Raw genomic sequence first — 17,158 nt, 5'->3', positions numbered from 1 at the left:
CGGTATCGTCTCTGAGCCCTGCGCCGACTGAAGCCGCCAACATCGCTGCCGGCGAGGCGGGGCGTAGTCCCCATCAGCGCTGGGCTCAATTCCGACCGGGTGCATTGCTCTACGAGATAAGTGCGACGGAGCGAAACGACTGGGTGTATAGCCCGTCCTACCCGCCGCAGCGAATCTGGGGCTATCAGGCCAACAGCAATCCGGATTGGACCATGCCCAGTGCGACTTTTTTTGCGCGCTACGGGCGTCCTTTGATCTGCCGTATCCACAACAAGCTGCCGCAGAACCATGTGGGATTCGGTACCCCAGAGATTTCCACCCACTTGCACAATCTGCACTGCGGGTCGGAAAGCGATGGTTTCCCGGGCGACTACTACAGCCCCAACAAGCATGGCCCGACATTGTCGGCCAATGGCCGCTTCAAGGATCACCTCTACTCCAATGTCAAGGCCGGCTTCGAGGCTCGCCAGGACTTGCTGGGCGATCCGACCGAGGCTTTGGGCACGCTCTTCTATCACGACCACACCCTGGACTTCACCGCACCCAACCTCTACCTCGGGTTGGCGGGGTTTTACTACCTCTTCGACGAGTTGGACTCGGGCAATGAGGCTGATCCGAACCCCAGTGCTTTGCGTCTGCCGAGTCACCCGTACGACTATCCGCTCAATTTCAATGATCGGCGTTTCGATGCGAACGGAAGGCTGTTCTATGACCAGGTCAACCCGGAGGGCGTGCTGGGCGACAAGGTGGCGGTGAATGGTCGCATCGAGCCGGTGTTGCGGGTCGCGGCACGCAAGTACCGTTTCCGTCTGCTGAATACCGGTCCGAGTCGCTTCTACAACTTCGCCCTGGTATCGCCGACGAACGTGTTGCAGAAGTTCACCCACATCTCCAATGACGGCAACTTGTTCCCGGCTCCGCTGCTCAACCAGACCAATGTGACCCTGGGCGTGGCCGAGCGCGCGGACATAGTGGTCGACTTCTCGAAGTACGTGATCGGGACCCAGTTGTATTTGGTTAACCGCATGCGTCAGATAGAAACCCGGCTACCGAAGGACATCAAGGAACCTGGCGACCGGGTACTGAAGATCATTATCGACCGTTACCCGCCGGCCCAGGATTTGAGTCGGGTTCCAGCTACCTTGCGACCTCTGCCTCTGATCACCCAGGCGGAGATCAGCTCAGCGCCGGTGCGGCGCTGGATCTTCGAGCGCGACAAGGGCATGTGGGCGATCAACGGCAAGTTCGTCGATGTGAACAGTCCTCGGGCACAGATACCCAAGGGCGGTTATGAGATCTGGGAACTCTCTAACGTCAACGATGGCTGGAGCCATCCCATTCATATTCACTTCGAGGAAGGGCGAATCCTGCAGAAGATCGTCAAGGGCGTCAGTGTCCCCATTCCGGTCCACGAACGGGGGCGCAAGGATGTCTTTGTGGTCGAGCCTCTTACCACGTTGCGGGTGTTCCTGCGCTTCCGCGACTACAAGGGCAGGTACCCCATGCACTGCCACAACCTGATCCACGAAGACCACGCCATGATGCTGCGCTGGGACATCGTCTGAAGCCGATTGCAGGGCAACTTCGAGGTGGGAGGAATCAATATGAACACGCGAAGAAAGATGCTGGCCGGGTTCGGTGGTGCGGCTGCCTTGCTGGCTGGTTGGGCCGCCAATCGCGGCAGTGGTGGCCTGGTCGATACCGCTTCAGCGCGCAGTGCCGGGGCGATTCCGTTTCCCAATGTCACGCTTTACACCCACGAAGGTCGCAAGGTGAGGTTCTACGACGACCTCATCCGCGGCAAGGTGGTTACCTTCAACATGATGTACACGCAGTGCACCGGCAAATGCCCGACCATGACGGCAAACTTGCGCCAGTTCCAGCAACTGCTGGGCGACCGGGTAGGGCGGAGTGTGTTCATGCACTCCATCACCTTGCAGCCGCTGCTGGATACGCCCGATGAGCTCAAGGCCTATGTCGAGAAGTACCACATCGGCCGGGGCTGGGAGTTCCTTACCGGAGACCCGGAGGACATCGAGGCCATTCGTTTCAGTCTGGGCTTCTATGACGTTGATCCTGAGGTCGATCGCAATCTGACCAGTCATACCGGTCTCGTGCGTATGGGGAACGACAGTTACGAGCGCTGGACCATGGCGCCGGCACTGACCGGTCCGAAGCACATTCTCTCTACGCTGAACCATGTAGACCGCGAATGGAGCGCGGCCTCCTGAAAAGCACGAGGGTGTCCCTGGCGTAACAGGGGCGCCCTCGCATTGGTTGCCTCCATATCTTCATCCTCTTCATAGAAAAGCTCGATAGTGCATTGTGATTATTGGGCTTTTTCTGGCGCGCGGCGTCTGCGAAGTCATATGCATGGCTATCATTGGATGAGAAATTGGCGCTGATCGTTTGACGGCAAATGCATCTGGCGCTAGGTCATTCTCCGGTCATTTGCTAATGTGAGCCTCATTTGAACAAGCTTGCTGCCAAGGCAGCGCGCGATGCACTGAGAGGTGTCGCTTGATTAGGGTGCTGGTGGTCGATGACCACGATCTTGTTAGAACGGGGATTACCCGCATGCTGGCCGATGTCGATGGCCTGCAGGTGGTAGGGCAGGCTGACAGCGGCGAGGAAGCCCTGAAAAAAGCACGGGAACTCAAGCCCGATGTGGTCCTGATGGATGTCAAAATGCCCGGCATCGGCGGTCTTGAGGCGACTCGCAAGCTGCTGCGTAGCCATACGGACCTCAAGGTGGTGGCGGTGACCGCTTGCGAGGATGATCCATTCCCAACCCGGTTGTTGCAGGCTGGCGCGGCCGGTTACCTGACCAAGGGCGCTGCTCTGGAGGAAATGATCCAGGCGATTCGCCAGGTCTTCGCCGGCCACCGTTTCATCAGTCCGCAGATTGCCCAGCAACTGGCGCTCAAGTCCTTCCAGCCTCAGGCCAGTGGTTCGCCCTTTGATCTGCTGTCGGAGCGCGAAATCCAGATCGCCCTGATGATCGCCAACTGCCAGAAAGTGCAGAGTATTTCCGACAAGCTCTGTCTGTCGCCGAAGACAGTGAATACCTACCGCTACCGGATCTTCGATAAGCTTTCCATTTCCAGCGACGTGGAGCTGGCGCTGCTGGCTGTTCGACACGGCATGGTAGACGCCGTCAGCTAAGATGTCCGAATCCTTCGACGCGAGTGCGTTCCTTGCTGCCTGCAGCGGTCGTCCGGGTGTTTACCGGATGCTCGATGCGGGCGGCAAACTGCTTTATGTAGGCAAGGCGAAGAACCTGAAGAAGCGTCTTGCCAGCTACTTCCGAAAGACTGGCCTGGCGCCCAAGACCGCCGCCCTGGTGGCGCGTATCGTCCAGGTCGAGACCACCATCACTGCCAATGAGACCGAAGCGCTGCTGCTGGAGCAGACGCTGATCAAGGAATGGCGGCCGCCCTACAACATCCTGCTGCGGGACGATAAGTCCTATCCCTACGTACACCTCAGCGACGGCGATTTCCCGCGGCTGAGCATTCACCGTGGGGCGAAGAAGCAGAAAGGGCGTTATTTCGGACCATACCCCAGTGCGGGTGCTATTCGCGAAAGCCTCAACCTGCTGCAAAAGGCCTTCCTGGTCCGCCAGTGTGAGGACAGCTACTACAAGAATCGCACCCGACCCTGCCTGCAGTACCAGATCAAACGTTGCAAGGCGCCTTGTGTGGGGCTGGTAGACCCGGCTGAATACACTGAGGACGTGCGTCACTCGGTGATGTTCCTCGAGGGGCGTAGTAACGCCTTGAGCCAAGAGCTTTCCGTCGGGATGGAAGCAGCGGCACAGCGGCTGGATTTCGAGCGGGCTGCCGAACTGCGTGACCAGATCGCCATCCTGCGTCGAGTGCAGGACCAGCAAAGCATGGAAGGTGGCACCGGCGACATCGATGTGGTGGCTGCCATCGCCACACCGGGCGGAGCGTGCGTGCACTTGATCAGCGTGCGCGGTGGTCGTGTCCTGGGCAGCAAGCACTTTTTCCCGCAGGTTGGTATCGAAGAAGAAGCTGCCGATGTGCTGGTGGCGTTCATTGCCCAGTACTACCTGAGCAATCACGACCGGGACCTGCCCAGCGAACTGATCGTCAACACCACTCACGAAGACTTCCCGACGCTGATCGCCGCGCTGGCCGAGTTGCGCGGTCGTGAACTGGATATCAGCCATCGGGTGCGTGGCACCCGTGCGCGCTGGCAACAGTTGGCCGTCACCAACGCCGAACAGGCCTTGGCCGCACGGCTGGCCAACCGGCAGCACACTGCGGCACGTTTCGAAGCGCTAGCCGAGGCCCTTGGCCTGGATGAGACGCCACAGCGACTGGAGTGCTACGACATCAGCCATTCCAGCGGAGAAGCCACCGTGGCTTCATGCGTGGTGTTCGGGCCCGAGGGCGCGCTGAAGTCGGACTATCGTCGCTATAACATCGAAGGTGTTACCGCTGGAGACGACTACGCAGCCATGCACCAGGCGCTGTCGCGTCGTTTCAGCAAGTTGAAGGAGGGGGAGGGCAAGTTACCTGACATTTTGCTGGTGGACGGTGGCAAAGGCCAACTCGCCATGGCGCAGGAAGTGCTCAGGGAACTGGCAGTGCCTGAGTTGATTCTGCTTGGCGTCGCCAAGGGCGTCACCCGCAAGCCAGGCTTCGAAACCCTCTACCTCAACGATGCAGCCCACGAGTTCACCTTGCCGGCGGATTCGCCGGCACTGCACCTGATCCAGCAGATCCGCGACGAGGCGCACCGCTTTGCCATCACCGGGCACCGTGCACGACGTGGCAAGGCGCGTCGCACGTCCAGCCTGGAAGAGGTGGCCGGAGTAGGGCCGAAGCGCCGTCGGGAGCTGCTCAAGCATTTTGGTGGACTGCAGGAACTCAGTCGGGCCAGCATCGAGGAAATCGCCAAGGCACCCGGTATCAGCAAAAAGCTTGCTGAGTCGATTTATGCAGCCCTGCACAGCGAGTAGAATGCGGCCTTCCTTCAAAACCAGCCGTAACGATGAATATTCCTAACCTGCTCACCGTTCTTCGCGTACTGCTCATTCCCGTTTTCATACTGCTCTTCTATCTGCCGTTCTCCTGGAGCTACCTGGCAGCCAGCGCGGTTTTCGCCATTGCGGCGATCACTGACTGGTTCGATGGCTACCTGGCCCGGCGTTGGCAGCAGAGCACGCCCTTCGGCGCTTTCCTCGACCCGGTTGCTGACAAGCTGATGGTGGCGGTGGCGCTGGTTCTACTCGTGGAGGAGCACCACAACCTCTGGCTGTCCTTGCCGGCGGCGATCATCATCGGTCGCGAGATCGTGGTATCGGCCTTGCGCGAGTGGATGGCGGAGCTTGGTGCTCGTGCCCATGTGGCTGTATCGAACCTGGGCAAATGGAAGACAGCCGCGCAGATGCTGGCACTGGTCATCCTGCTGGCCAACCCGCCGCTGTTCACCTTCTGGGTGGCGATTGGTTATTTCCTGCTTATCTTGGCCGCAGCCCTGACGCTCTGGTCGATGCTGCACTACCTGCTGGCGGCCCTGCCGCACCTCAGCACGGACCCGAAGGAAAAATAAAAGTTTTTTTGAATCAAGGGGTTGACGGCTGTTCATGAATCTATAGAATGGCGCCCGTCAACACGACAAAGCGGGAATAGCTCAGTTGGTAGAGCACGACCTTGCCAAGGTCGGGGTCGCGAGTTCGAGTCTCGTTTCCCGCTCCAAATTATGATCTACAGATGTCCACTGAAGTCTGTAAGTCATTGAAAAAAGGGCCGTAAGGCCCTTTTTTTCGTTCCAGCGGAATCTACAGGAGTCTACCCCCTGCCAGGGCATTTAAGTCCATTTTAAAGTCCATCTTTACGGGGGAGGTGGTTTCCGGATAGTTGCTGGAGGAGCGCGGTCGGCGAGACAAGCATCTGGTCCTGACTCCTGTTCAGGAACTCAATGATGGCACTCACAGACGTCGCTGTCCGGCAGGCCCGGGCCACTGGCAAAGCCTATACTCTCCCTGACTTCGATGGCCTGTCGTTGGCGGTGTCCGCCACGGGCGGTAGATCCTGGCACTTCAGGTACTACTGGGCGGCCAAGCAGAAGCGGATGTCCTTGGGCACCTATCCGGAGGTCAGTCTCCGGGCCGCACGTGCGCTGCGCGATGAGGCCCGCGCCCTGTTGGCGAAGGGCATCAACCCCAAGATTGACCGCAAGCAGAAGCTCCGGGCTGTCCGTTTGGCGACGGAGAACAGCTTCAAGGCGGTGTATCTGCAGTGGCTCGCACACCGTAGGTTGGACCTCAAGGAAGGGCGGCAGAGCACGCTCTCGCAGATCCAGCGCGTCTTCGACAAGGAGGTGTTGCCGGTCCTGGGCGCCGTAACCATCTTCGATATCCGCCGCCCCGATCTGCTGGACGTCCTCGCCACGATCGAGCAGCGAGGGGCCTTCACAACTGCAGAGAAGGTGCGCACCTGGTTTCGGCAGCTGTACCGCTTTGCCATGGTGAAAGTCGAAGGGTTGGAGGGTAACCCGGCGTCCGATCTGGATGTGGTTGCAGCCCCCAAACCCCCCGTTGCCCATAATCCGTTCCTGCGCTTGCACGAGTTGCCCGAACTGTTGCGCAAGCTGCGCGGTTATAGAGGCAACATCACCACGCAACTGGGGATTCGTCTGCTGCTGCTGACCGGCGTACGCACTGGCGAATTGCGCTTGGCAACCCCGGATCAATTCGACCTGGAACGTGGCTTGTGGAGCATTCCGCCGGAAGTGGTCAAGCAACTGCAGGACGGCATGCGCAAGCGTGGAAAGCGGCCGCAGGACATTCCGCCCTACATCGTGCCACTATCTGTCCAGGCCATTGAGATCGTTCGCTACTTGCTGGAGCGGGTCAAACCTGCCCAGCGTTACCTGTTGGTGAATCGCAGCGATCTGCATAAGCGCATCAGCGAGAACACGCTGAATGCGGCGCTCAAGCGCATGGGCTACGAGGGGCTGCTCACCGGTCATGGCATTCGCGGCACGCTCTCCACGGCGCTCAACGAGATCGGCTACCCCAAGATTTGGGTGGATGCCCAACTCTCGCACGCGGACCCCAACAAGGTCAGCGCGACCTACAACCACGCCCGGTATGTGGAGCCGCGTCGGAGGATGATGCAGGACTGGGCTGATCGGCTTGATCTAATGGAGCAAGGAGAGGTCAATACTGCCTGCACACACTTGACTATCCGCATCGATGGCATGCCGGTGCTGGACGAAGCTGTAGGAGCACCCACGGATTCGATTGAGTCTGGTGCTTCGCCGATCCTGCGGTTGCCAATGACGGGAGAGCCGGTCAAGCGCCTGTCAGCAGTGCCGATACAGCCTGAGCCAACTCCAGTGGAGGAGGCAATTGTTTCGGATGTCCAGCGTGAGCGAATGGCAATGCTCGCAACCTACGAAGCGCCTCACAATCTGCCGGTGGACCAGTTTGCCAGGTTGGCAGGTAAATCCCGGGACCAGATCAACCGCCAGATCAAGGCCGGTAAATTGCTGGCCTTGAGCATGGGCAACCGCGGCCAGCGGATTCCCGACTGGCAGCTCGATCCGCTCAAGCAAAGGATGGTGCAGGCGGTGCTGATGGGGTCGGAGAGTGTCGACTCATGGTCGCTCTATCAGTTGCTGATGCAACCTCGGGGCTCATTGGGCGGGCGTTCTGCTATTGAGGGCGTCTCGCTTGCCAACCTCCATGAGATAGTCCAGATGATCAGCGGTGATCTTGCTTGGGATAGATACCCAGTAGGGGACGTCTAGTAGTTTTCCTCTGTATAGGGCGGCGAGAACGGTTGCTCGGAATCAGTAAGCGCGAAGATGGCTGCGATATTCCTGCTGTTGGCCCGCGACCGCTTCGCGTTCTGCCGCGCCGAAGTCTTCCGCCTTCTGGCGTAGCCGGTCCGCAATATCGGAGATGGAGCTGACAATCTCGTCGCTCAGGCCTGGGTCGTTGGCTACAGGAGGTGAATCAGCGTTGAATGGTGCTTTTCGACCCCGTATTCCCCAGTTCGATACGCACGGCGTTAATGCTGGGACGCACCCCGCGTGCCAGGGGGGCTTCCCAGGCTTTCTGCACTAACGCCTTGTTGATGCCGCTACGCGCCATGGTGCTGTTACTCCGACGATTGTGTGGTGTGACATGGAGTATGGAAGTACAGCTGTACCGGCACTCGGAATTAGGGGATTTGGCCGGACGAACTGACGCTTGTGAAGCGGGCATTCTCAAACCTCAGCGGGGGTGGAGGGGGAGAAGGGTCGTTTTTCCAGTACGCAGGAGGGCGAGACGGTGACGGAGAAGGTCGATCGCTACCGGCAGGCCTCGCGACGCGAGAGCACCGAGCGCCGCTATCAGCAGGCGCTCGCACATTTCGAGGAGACCTGGGGCGGCTTCCTGCCCGCCAGCAGTGAGGCGATTGCCCGCTACCTGGCGGATTACGCCGAGACCCTGGCCAGCTCGACCTTGCGGGCGAATCTCGCCGCTCTGGCCAAGTGGCACCTCAGTCAGGGTTTTCCCGATCCGGCCAAGGCGCCGCAGGTGCGCGAGGTGCTCCGCGGCATTCAGGCCCTGCATCCCCGGCTCGAGCGTTAGGCCCAGCCGCTGCAGTTGGCGGAACTGACCCGCTGCATCGACTGGCTGTTGGAACAGGAACAAGCGGATGACCATTCGCTGTTGCACTGCCGGCGGGATCGTGCGCTGATCTTGCTGGGGTTCTGGCGGGCGTTTCGCAGCGATAACCTGTGCCGGCTGCGCGTGGAGTTTATTGAGGCGCGGCAGGGGAGGGGATGGACTTGTTCTTGCCCAGCAGTAAAGGCGACCGCGACAACACTGGGCGGTCGTTCACGGTGCCGGCCTTGAAACGTCTGTGTCCGGTGGAGGCCTATCTTGACTGGATCGCGGTATCGGGCTTGCGCCAGGGCCCGGTGTTTCGTGCGGTGGGCCGTTGGGGCAACCTGGCGGAGGACGGACTGCACGCGTACAGCGTCTCGCGCATCCTCCGTCGGGCGATGGTGCGTAGTGGATTGAAGGGTGAGCGCTACAGCAGCCACTCATTGCGCCGCGGCTTTGCCACCTGGGCCAGTCGCAACCAGTGGGTCGTCAAGGCGCTGATGAGTTACGTCGGCTGGCGCGATGCCAAGGCCGCCTTGCGCTATGTTGAGCCGGAGATGCCGTTTGGCGAGCTGCGCCGCTCGTCGTGAATGCCCCGTTGCCGGTTGTAGGGTCCGACTTGCTCGCTGGGCGAAGGGGCTGGTGGGGATTGCGCGGTGAGCGAGTTTCTCAATGGGCGGCAGTTGACCGGACCTGGCCCCCACGCACAGCCTCACCAGCGCATCGGCATAGGAGGCAGGGCGCTTGGGTTTGGTTAACTGGGACCGGGCGCCTGCGTGGCTCGGTAAGGCGCGACCACCATGACTGAGATTTTTGCTGTGCGGTATGCCGAGACGCTGGCGCGCGCCACGCGGATCTTCGGCAGTCGAGAGAAGGCTGAGCGCTGGATGGTGACGCCGGCCCTGGGGCTCGAACAGCGTCGTCCGATCGAAATGCTCGCGAGCGCAGAGGACCTGGAAGTGCTCGAGACTTTTCTCGGGCGCATCGAGTATGGGGTCTATCACTGACCCTGAGTTTTAGGGCCGCCGTTAACGGCCTGGCGTTACTGCCAGCCAGCCCCTTCGCTAGCCCACTTCGAGGGTTCCGGCATGCGTGAACGACCTGTCCCGTTGTCACCGGAGGCGTTAGCTCGCCAGGGCGTCGATCGCGCTCTGCTCGATGCGCGGCAAGTTCCACTGACAGTGCAGTGAGGATGAGAACATCCGGCGTCCGGTATGCCTGTTCGGCTTCCCTCTCAGCTTGAAACAGCCCTACCGTAATCTCTGCCAGCTCGTTCAGCGGGAAGATAGGCTCTTGCAGAAAAAGGGTATCCAGTTCCGATTTCACCTGCTCCCCGGTGATAGGGAGCATCGACAATGGATCGCTGAAGAAAGCTTTGTGCAGACCTATCGCACCCACTCCGTCATCGCTGAAACCGCCAAGCTGCAGCTCAAAAGGCAGGATCGGCAGGCGTCTTTTGCGCATTTTATGCGCGCGGTCGGACACTCCTCGGCCGCCACCCAGGGCGATCATGACTGTGGCCAGCTCGACCTGCTCTTCCCCGATGTTGCCCCCGGTTACCAAGTCGTCGGACACATAGATGACCTCGGCGAATTTTTGAGCTTGCAGACGCCGAATGAACATCCGCTGTTCCTCGGACATCTTTTCTTGCATGGCTTTCTGCGACGTCACAATTTTCAGTTGGCGTGCTGGTGTGTAGTTAGATGCTTGTGCACTGGCCTCGCTCGCTACCGTCCAGTCGAAGGTCAGCAGGTCTCCATCATCATTTTTCGGCTCACCCGCAAGGTAAACAACCAGTCCACCGTTAGCGTCCAAGATGCTTTTGGTAAGCGCGCGAGTGAAGGCGTGCGCTCGATCGACTACCCCAGCCACAGCTGCTGCCTTTTCCTTGTGGCCTGGCCGATAGTTGAGATTGCCTCTGTTGGGAACACGTTGGTTCGTCTGGGATCTGCGCGCCCGAGCTTACACCTCCACCTTTGCACTAACCCGGAACTGCCCCATCAATTGCTGCAACTGGTTGGCTGTATGTTTGACACGCTCGGCGCTGTTGTGCAGCACTCCCACCGATTGGCCCATTTCACTGGACGCTTGATCTACGCCACGGATGGTCTGGCCGTACTCCAAGCTGCGCTCGTGCAGTTGCTTGATGATCTCGAACATGCGCTCGACGGTACGATGCAGGTTGAGGTTCTCGCTCGAAGCTTCCTCGGTCAGACGCAAACCGTTGTCGACGTTTTGCACGCCGCCTTCCATGAAGGCAACGGCCTGGCGCGTCGCCGTCTGCAGGCCTTCGACCCGGCCGCGGATATCTTCAGCTGCGCTGGCGGTGCGTTGAGCGAGGTTACGCACTTCGCCCGCCACTACGGCGAAGCCACGGCCATGGTCGCCGGCGCGAGCTGCCTCGATCGCAGCATTGAGGGCCAGCAGGTTGGTCTGGGTCGTGATGTCGCTGATTAGCCCAACGATCTCCTCGATCTTTGCCATTTGGCTATCCAGGGACTGTACGCTCTGTGCCGAGCGCTCCACCACGTCGCGAATCGACTGGGTGCCCACGCGCACCGACTCGAAGCGTTCGTGGGCGCGGGACACTACCTCGTCCATTGCCCGCTTCATTTCCTCGGCAGTCATTGAGGCCTGGTTGATCTCACCTAGTTGCTCTTCAACCAGAACCAGCATCGCATGTACCGCCTCTGCAACCTGGCTGCTGGTGTGGCCAGCCTGGCTGCTGCGTTCGAGCATGCGCTCGTTGGTCTGACGTACGTTGTGCGAGACGCTGATGACTTGCCCGACTATGCCGTCCAGATTGTCGATAAAGCTGTTGATCCAGCGCCCCATGTCACCTGTCTCGTCGTTCGACATGCGTGATGTATCCAGACGCTGGCGCAAATTGCCTTCGCCCTCGGCGATGGTTCGGATTAGTTCGGTCATCTCCTGCAGGCGGGCGGCCAGACGACGGGGGCCGAAGCTGCGGAAGGATAAGGCGCCGCAGGCCAGCAGCAAGGCATGCAGCAGGTACAGCCAGTCGTCCGACAGGCCGCTGTAGCGCTGCAGTAAATAGCCAAAACCGGTCACGGCCAGAAGGGTGAACAGATAGGTCTTCATCAGTCCGAAACTGATGGAACGGCGGCGGTAGACCTCTTCCAGATCGGCTTCGCACATCATCCCCCAGCGGTCCGGCGAGCCCGGTAGCTGGAAGGTAACGCCCTTACCGATGACCGGGATGTGGCGGTAATCGGAGTAGCCCGGGTAGCAGACGAAGAGGTTGCTGCCCTTGTGAATGGTTTCCCGCACACCGGGGTGCAACTGACCGGTAGCCGGGTCAGTGAAACGCAGTTCGAGCTCGGTGTGGCGGCTGACCCTCACGGTGCCGAAGGCGGTGTTCACCCCCTGCTTGAGGTTCTCGCCATGACTAAAGGTGTTGTCCTCGAAGCGAGAGCGCGACAGCGCGGTGCCGGCCTGGATGGATGGGTCGAAGCGAGAGTTCACCATGAACAGGTAGTTGTCCCCGGACTCGCGATAGATATGCCCAGCTTCGCGCTGAATCAGATCACCGAGCACATCGTTGGGCACGCGTCCGCAGAGGCAGCCCACGGCACGGCCATTCACCTTGAGTGGCTGGTAGAACATCAGGGTCACCGCGTCGTGGAAGCGCGAGGTGCTGGGACCTATGGCCAGGGTTTGCGGGTCAGTGTAGGGGCCGTGCAGGAAGGGCTCGCGCAGACCGAGGGACAAGGCGTGGGGCGGCAGGTCGCGGGCACCGTTGCGCGCTGCCCAGGTGGAGGCGGTGACCTGGCCTTCGTCATTGACCAGGAATAACTCGGAGATGTCCGGCATTTGCTCGAGTTTGGCGCGCAGCAGTTGCGGGCCGGAATCCAGATCCAGGCCGATGCCCGCGGCCAATTCGGCGAGGTGTTGCCACTGGCTGGTAGTCCAGTTCTGCAGGACATTCACCCGTGTCTGCGCGATGCCTTCGAAGGCCTGTTCCACTTGGGGATACATGCTGCGGTTGAGCCAGCACGACCAGCCTATGGCCAGCTTGCCAGATTTTCCGAACCAAGGCAGCCAGGTCCGTTCGCTGGCGGACAATTGCATGCGGGTGCTTTGCAGAGCGGTCATAGTGAACCCCATTCACTAACGGCGACAGATGCCGGCTCCTCAGCAATTTACAGACCAGCTCGCCTGAGGGAGAGTTGATCAATGTCGGAGAACGGGCGCCAGGAAGCGGCCAACGCTTAGGGAGTCGCGGCCTCAGTGTCCGATCAAACAAGTATCGAGTTTCAAGCATCGAGCGAGTCGCCCACTTAATCTGCACGTCCACGGTGCGCCATGTAGGTGCTCTGCGACAGCACGTTTCCGCGATCGGGTATCGTCCCTTTCGGTGTGTTTTTTCTGGAGCAAGTGGTATTTGCGGCCAATTTGCTTAATGGCTGGGGCGCCGGGACAGGAACTGTGGTTGCCGCCTCATCGCTGCGCGGCCGTTGAGCCGCGAGAGCACTCGCTTTACGACTTTGATTCAGGCGGATTCCCTAGGGAAATCTGAAGAAGACTTCCTGTTTCTGGTGAAATACGCCGATCCCGTTGCTCGAGTTTCCCGATGAAACAGATGACCTTCGCCGACGCCGAGTACGCCGGCAAGCGCAAGCAGACCCGCAAGGAACTGTTCCTGATCGAGATGGATCAGGTGGTGCCGTGGAAGGGCTTGGTTGCCCTGATCGAGCCGCACTACCCGAAGGGTGAAGGCGGTCGTCCGGCCTATCCGTTGATGGCCATGCTGCGCGTGCATCTGATGCAAAACTGGTTCGGCTACAGCGATCCAGCGATGGAGGAGGCGCTGTACGAGACCACGATCCTGCGCCAGTTTGCCGGGCTGAGCTTGGAGCGTATCCCGGACGAAACCACCATCCTCAACTTCCGTCGCCTGCTGGAGAAACACGAGCTGGCGGCAGGGATTCTGGCAGTGATCAATGGTTACCTGGGCGACCGGGGCCTATCGCTGCGCCAGGGCACCATCGTCGATGCCACGCTGATCCATGCGCCGAGTTCGACCAAGAACCAGGACGGTAAGCGCGACCCGGAAATGCACCAGACCAAGAAAGGCAACACCTACTACTTCGGCATGAAGGCGCACATCGGTGTGGATGCTGAGTCGGGGCTGGTGCACAGCGTGGTGGGCACGGCGGCCAACGTGGCCGATGTCACCCAGGTCGATCGCCTGCTGCACGGCGAGGAAAACGTGGTCTGTGCCGATGCCGGCTATACCGGTGTCGAGAAGCGCGAAGAGCATGCGGGTCGCCAGGTGATTTGGCAGGTCGCGGCACGCCGCAGCACCTACCAGAAGCACGGTAAACGCAGCCTGCTGTACCGGGTGAAACGTCGGATTGAAAAGGCCAAGGCGCAGGTGCGGGCGAAGGTCGAACATCCGTTTCGGGTGATCAAGCGTCAGTTTTGTTACGTGAAGGTGCGCTTCCGGGGTCTGGCGAAGAACACTACACAGTTGGTGACACTGTTCGCCCTGTCGAACCTGTGGATGGCCCGCCGGCATCTACTGACGAATGCAGGAGAGGTGCGCCTGTAACGTGGGGAATAGCCGTCGCGAGGTGCTCGCGGCGGCTAAAAACACAGAAGTGAGCGGGTGATCTGATCGTTTTTGATCGACTCTCCGCCTTCAAAATCGGCGAGGGCCGAAGTCTGTACCAGAAATACATGGCTACTTCAGACCATCCCTAGGGCCTCTGACGTTACAGTTGCATCGTGATGATTATATGATGCTGCTTCGGTGATTTTTCGGGCACCGACGACCGATAGGGGCCTGGACCCGCCCCCGCTGGAGGGAGCTCACCTGCGGATACTTTTCCTCGCTCTTACGTTTGATCGAGAGAGCATTCGGCCAACCAGAAGTATAGCTCCGAGGAGACACTGTCGGAAGATTTGCAACTACCACTCAATATGGGCACTGCCGCGTTCTCGGAAATACTCACGGAGTTGGGGTTCGTAAGAGGGCTTTTGCTTACGGTAAAGCTGCAATAACGGCTCTGGCTTACTGGAAACGCGTTGAATAGCGGTGTCAATACGCTTGGCCATCTGCCTGCCCCAAACGTTCCGTGGGCAATATATTCCTGTTGGTATCAGGCTTGGGTTCTCCATCATAGGGACGCTGACCAATACAGTCGAGTAGGGGATCGCCCTTCTGATCTCTGCCGAGACAATGGGAAACTCAAAGGTGTAATCCAAGCGTTTGAGGCTAACCATGGCGATCAGGTTAACTCCGGGTGAGGAAGTGTTGATGATCTCAAGCGTGCCCTGCTTGACACCCTTATCAATGAGGTCTGCAAGTTCTGGTGGATACGCGCGGGTCGATGAAATTCCGCCCTTGAGCGGTTTTTCCAGCAGTTTTGCAAGGCTGAGCTGTCCGTGCTCCACAGCGAGGGCGGGCAGTAGGTCGGCGCGGCTGACTAGCTCCATTGGCAATGCAGGGAGATAGGGAATGAAGACTCCGCTCTTGCTCCGATCTGGATTTCGCAGCGTCAGAGTGGAACAGATCGGCCGGCCTGCGAAAAGATCCCGATCAAGACGCCGTGGCGTAGACCTTTCATACCGATGAATTAGCCCAGGAAGCTGCGCTTCGAGCAGCTTCTGCGCATCTAGTACGATGCCCTCATCAGGCGTTCCGTCGCGATGAGTCGCTGCCCCGGGCACGTCCAGTACTGCCCAGGTCATGTCCTCAGCGAAGGTATGAGCACTCAGGAAGCTCCAAGAGGCCACCGTCAGAACAAGGAGCTTAGGGAAGGTCATCATAGATACCGCCACAGGACGTCCTGAGCGTAGATGCGGGCGTCCTTCATTTTGTAAGGATAGCGACTCGAAAGAGAGGGAGAGCAGGTGGGTGTTCAGTGGTCAACCCATCCTAGTGTAGTGGGGTCACTGAAGTGGGTACCCCTTTTAGGCGAGGTCAGGGTCAGAAACGGTAGGTGGAGTGGGCGTTGAACGCTTCGCTCAAGCAATACCTGAGGGGAATCGCTCTAGCAAGTACCTCATGAACTACTAATATGACGCCGAGCATATTTATGTGCGCGGAGGGGAGGGTGCAAACTCGTCGTTGAGGCGAGACGCCAGGCAGGAGTTTATTTGCGCCTTATGAGCTGAAGAAACTCCTGGCGAGAGTTGGCAGACTCGCGGAATGCTCCGAGCATCACCGACGTGGTCATCACCGAGTTCTGCTTTTCCACTCCGCGCATCATCATACACATGTGTTTTGCTTCGATTACTACTGCGACGCCTGCGGCCTGAGTGATGCTGTGTACTGCGTTGGCGATTTGCTTTGTGAGGTCCTCTTGAATTTGCAGTCGACGGGCGAACAGATCTACGATTCGCGCGACTTTCGAGAGGCCAAGGACCTTCCCTGTAGGCATGTAAGCTACATGCGCCTTACCGATAAAAGGCAGTAGATGGTGCTCGCATAGCGAATACAATTCGATGTCGCGCACGATCACCATTTCATCGGTATCAGACGCAAAAAGGGCGCCAGAAACTACGTCCTCTAGCGAAAGCGCATAGCCTTGGCATAAATAGCTCATGGCGTTTGCGGCGCGCTTGGGCGTATCTAGCAGACCTTCGCGGTTGGGGTCTTCACCCAGGTCAATAATGATCTCTCGGAAATGTTCCGCCATCTTATCTTTCATGGTTATTCCTATTGCAGCGCCCCCCCTGGCCCGGGGGAGCACCAAACAGTGTTGTTCCTTGACGTGCAGGCTGAGTTTTCATTCCCATTGCATTGGCAACCATGCAGCTGAACAGTGAGACCACATCGGGCTGGCTGCTGGTAGTTGCCCCTTCAAGCATGGAAAAGATCGCTTGTGCGGCTATTTCCGGGGGGAGTGGATGAAACAGTTGCTGTGCGATGCCTTGCTGCAAAATGTTCTGTAAACACTGTTTTTGCTGTAGCCGCAACGAATGAATGCTCAGCTGCTGTTCACCTGTCAGACTGCGAAGCTCCCGACGTGCCAGATCTTGATGTTGTCGATGCTGCAGATTGAACTCGATGTGCGCGCGCACGAAGGCTTCGAGGCGCTGGCTTGGATGCGGGATAGTCTGGCTTTCTTCGATCAGTGTGTCGAGCAGGTCCGCCTCATACTCTTCAATTAGTTCGAAAAGCAGTGAACGCTTGCTGTCCATATGGTTGTACAACGAGCCGACTTGCATACCTATTGCGGCGGCCAACTGGCGCAGGCTAACCGCGTCGAAACTGCGTTCGACGAACATTTCCAACGCGACTTGACGGAGGTGCTGGCTCGACGAAGGACTTTCCATGCAATGCCCTGGCGACCGAGTGATCGAGTAAGCTGAGGCAGGAAGCATTTGTTCAGCTCCTTTTCAGCGCTAGTGCAACACCTTGACCGCCGCCGATGCACAAGGTCGCTAGTCCAGTCCAAGCGTCGTGCTTGAGCATCAAGTGAATCAGGGCAGAAGTGCGGGTGATGGCTACTATTACAACCTCTTGCATGATCACCTCTGAATAAAACACGT

The 17,158-nt window shown here is 59.1% G+C and carries 15 protein-coding genes, 1 tRNA gene and 2 pseudogenes; 11 read left to right on the top strand and 7 right to left on the bottom strand.

The window, feature by feature from the left end:
• Positions 1-212 precede the first annotated feature (212 nt).
• The 7 genes from FFS60_RS16195 (at position 213) to FFS60_RS16165 (ending at position 7,788) form a co-directional block, all read left to right on the top strand.
• The gene (locus tag FFS60_RS16195) at positions 213-1,565 is read left to right on the top strand and encodes a multicopper oxidase family protein (RefSeq protein WP_256658099.1); all 1,353 of its coding nucleotides are present in this window, start codon (positions 213-215) and stop codon (positions 1,563-1,565) included.
• A 39-nt stretch (positions 1,566-1,604) separates the two neighbouring features.
• Positions 1,605-2,231 (top strand): SCO family protein, encoded by a 627-nt coding sequence (locus tag FFS60_RS16190; protein ID WP_137822540.1) that lies wholly within the window; start codon positions 1,605-1,607, stop codon positions 2,229-2,231.
• 289 nt (positions 2,232-2,520) lie between these two features.
• On the top strand, positions 2,521-3,165 hold the full coding sequence (uvrY, locus tag FFS60_RS16185) for a UvrY/SirA/GacA family response regulator transcription factor (RefSeq protein ID WP_028628030.1): 645 nt from the start codon (positions 2,521-2,523) through the stop codon (positions 3,163-3,165).
• Position 3,166: 1 nt separating this feature from the next.
• Positions 3,167-4,990 carry an excinuclease ABC subunit UvrC gene (gene uvrC, locus FFS60_RS16180; protein ID WP_028628029.1) on the top strand — a complete coding sequence of 608 codons (1,824 nt, stop codon included), beginning with the start codon at positions 3,167-3,169 and terminating at the stop codon, positions 4,988-4,990.
• A 32-nt stretch (positions 4,991-5,022) separates the two neighbouring features.
• On the top strand, positions 5,023-5,583 hold the full coding sequence (gene pgsA / locus FFS60_RS16175) for a CDP-diacylglycerol--glycerol-3-phosphate 3-phosphatidyltransferase (protein ID WP_028628028.1): 561 nt from the start codon (positions 5,023-5,025) through the stop codon (positions 5,581-5,583).
• Between the two features lie 70 nt (positions 5,584-5,653).
• Positions 5,654-5,729 (top strand) — tRNA-Gly (locus tag FFS60_RS16170).
• Between the two features lie 226 nt (positions 5,730-5,955).
• Positions 5,956-7,788 (top strand): integrase arm-type DNA-binding domain-containing protein, encoded by a 1,833-nt coding sequence (locus FFS60_RS16165; RefSeq protein WP_137822539.1) that lies wholly within the window; start codon positions 5,956-5,958, stop codon positions 7,786-7,788.
• 208 nt (positions 7,789-7,996) lie between these two features.
• Here the strand turns inward: FFS60_RS16165 and FFS60_RS16160 are convergent, their stop codons facing one another.
• Entirely contained in the window at positions 7,997-8,134 is a 138-nt protein-coding gene (locus FFS60_RS16160; RefSeq protein WP_137822538.1) for a DNA-binding protein, read from the bottom strand.
• A gap of 180 nt (positions 8,135-8,314) precedes the next feature.
• Between FFS60_RS16160 and FFS60_RS16155 the strand changes: the two genes are divergently transcribed.
• The 3 genes from FFS60_RS16155 (at position 8,315) to FFS60_RS16145 (ending at position 9,642) form a co-directional block, all read left to right on the top strand.
• Entirely contained in the window at positions 8,315-8,617 is a 303-nt protein-coding gene (locus FFS60_RS16155) for a hypothetical protein (RefSeq protein WP_137822537.1), read from the top strand.
• 263 nt (positions 8,618-8,880) lie between these two features.
• A complete protein-coding gene (locus FFS60_RS16150) occupies positions 8,881-9,225 on the top strand; it encodes a tyrosine-type recombinase/integrase (RefSeq protein WP_171016530.1) in 345 nt (114 codons plus the stop codon).
• Between the two features lie 210 nt (positions 9,226-9,435).
• Positions 9,436-9,642: an antitoxin Xre/MbcA/ParS toxin-binding domain-containing protein gene (locus FFS60_RS16145; RefSeq protein WP_137822535.1), complete on the top strand. Its 207-nt coding sequence runs from the start codon at positions 9,436-9,438 to the stop codon at positions 9,640-9,642.
• Positions 9,643-9,889: 247 nt separating this feature from the next.
• On the opposite strand, the pseudogene FFS60_RS28700 reads toward FFS60_RS16145, so the two are convergent.
• Both FFS60_RS28700 and FFS60_RS16140 read right to left on the bottom strand, forming a co-directional pair.
• Positions 9,890-10,507, bottom strand: a pseudogene (locus FFS60_RS28700) (purine phosphorylase); the annotation flags it as partial.
• Positions 10,508-10,597: 90 nt separating this feature from the next.
• Positions 10,598-12,751, bottom strand: coding sequence for a methyl-accepting chemotaxis protein (locus tag FFS60_RS16140; protein ID WP_137822534.1), 2,154 nt, complete (start codon positions 12,749-12,751; stop codon positions 10,598-10,600).
• Between the two features lie 478 nt (positions 12,752-13,229).
• On the opposite strand from FFS60_RS16140, the gene FFS60_RS16135 reads away from it, so the two are divergent.
• Positions 13,230-14,210, top strand: a complete 981-nt coding sequence (locus FFS60_RS16135; protein ID WP_137822533.1) for an IS5 family transposase — start codon at positions 13,230-13,232, stop codon at positions 14,208-14,210.
• A 359-nt stretch (positions 14,211-14,569) separates the two neighbouring features.
• On the opposite strand, the gene FFS60_RS16130 is transcribed toward FFS60_RS16135, so the two are convergent.
• The 4 genes and pseudogenes from FFS60_RS16130 to FFS60_RS16115 all read right to left on the bottom strand — a co-directional run.
• Positions 14,570-15,430 (bottom strand): hypothetical protein, encoded by an 861-nt coding sequence (locus FFS60_RS16130; RefSeq protein ID WP_137822532.1) that lies wholly within the window; start codon positions 15,428-15,430, stop codon positions 14,570-14,572.
• Between the two features lie 326 nt (positions 15,431-15,756).
• On the bottom strand, positions 15,757-16,302 hold the full coding sequence (folE, locus tag FFS60_RS16125) for a GTP cyclohydrolase I FolE (protein ID WP_371926437.1): 546 nt from the start codon (positions 16,300-16,302) through the stop codon (positions 15,757-15,759).
• 1 nt (position 16,303) lies between these two features.
• Positions 16,304-16,942: a TetR/AcrR family transcriptional regulator gene (locus FFS60_RS16120; RefSeq protein ID WP_218570603.1), complete on the bottom strand. Its 639-nt coding sequence runs from the start codon at positions 16,940-16,942 to the stop codon at positions 16,304-16,306.
• 52 nt (positions 16,943-16,994) lie between these two features.
• Positions 16,995-17,093 (bottom strand): annotated as a pseudogene (locus tag FFS60_RS16115) (acetyl-CoA C-acyltransferase); the annotation flags it as partial.
• Positions 17,094-17,158 lie beyond the last annotated feature (65 nt).

The sequence above is a fragment of the Pseudomonas sp. D(2018) genome (assembly GCF_005502555.1).
GTDB classification, from domain to species: domain Bacteria; phylum Pseudomonadota; class Gammaproteobacteria; order Pseudomonadales; family Pseudomonadaceae; genus Metapseudomonas; species Metapseudomonas resinovorans.
The sequence above is the reverse complement of the archived record's forward strand: the minus strand, read 5'-3'. Positions and strand labels throughout refer to the sequence as shown.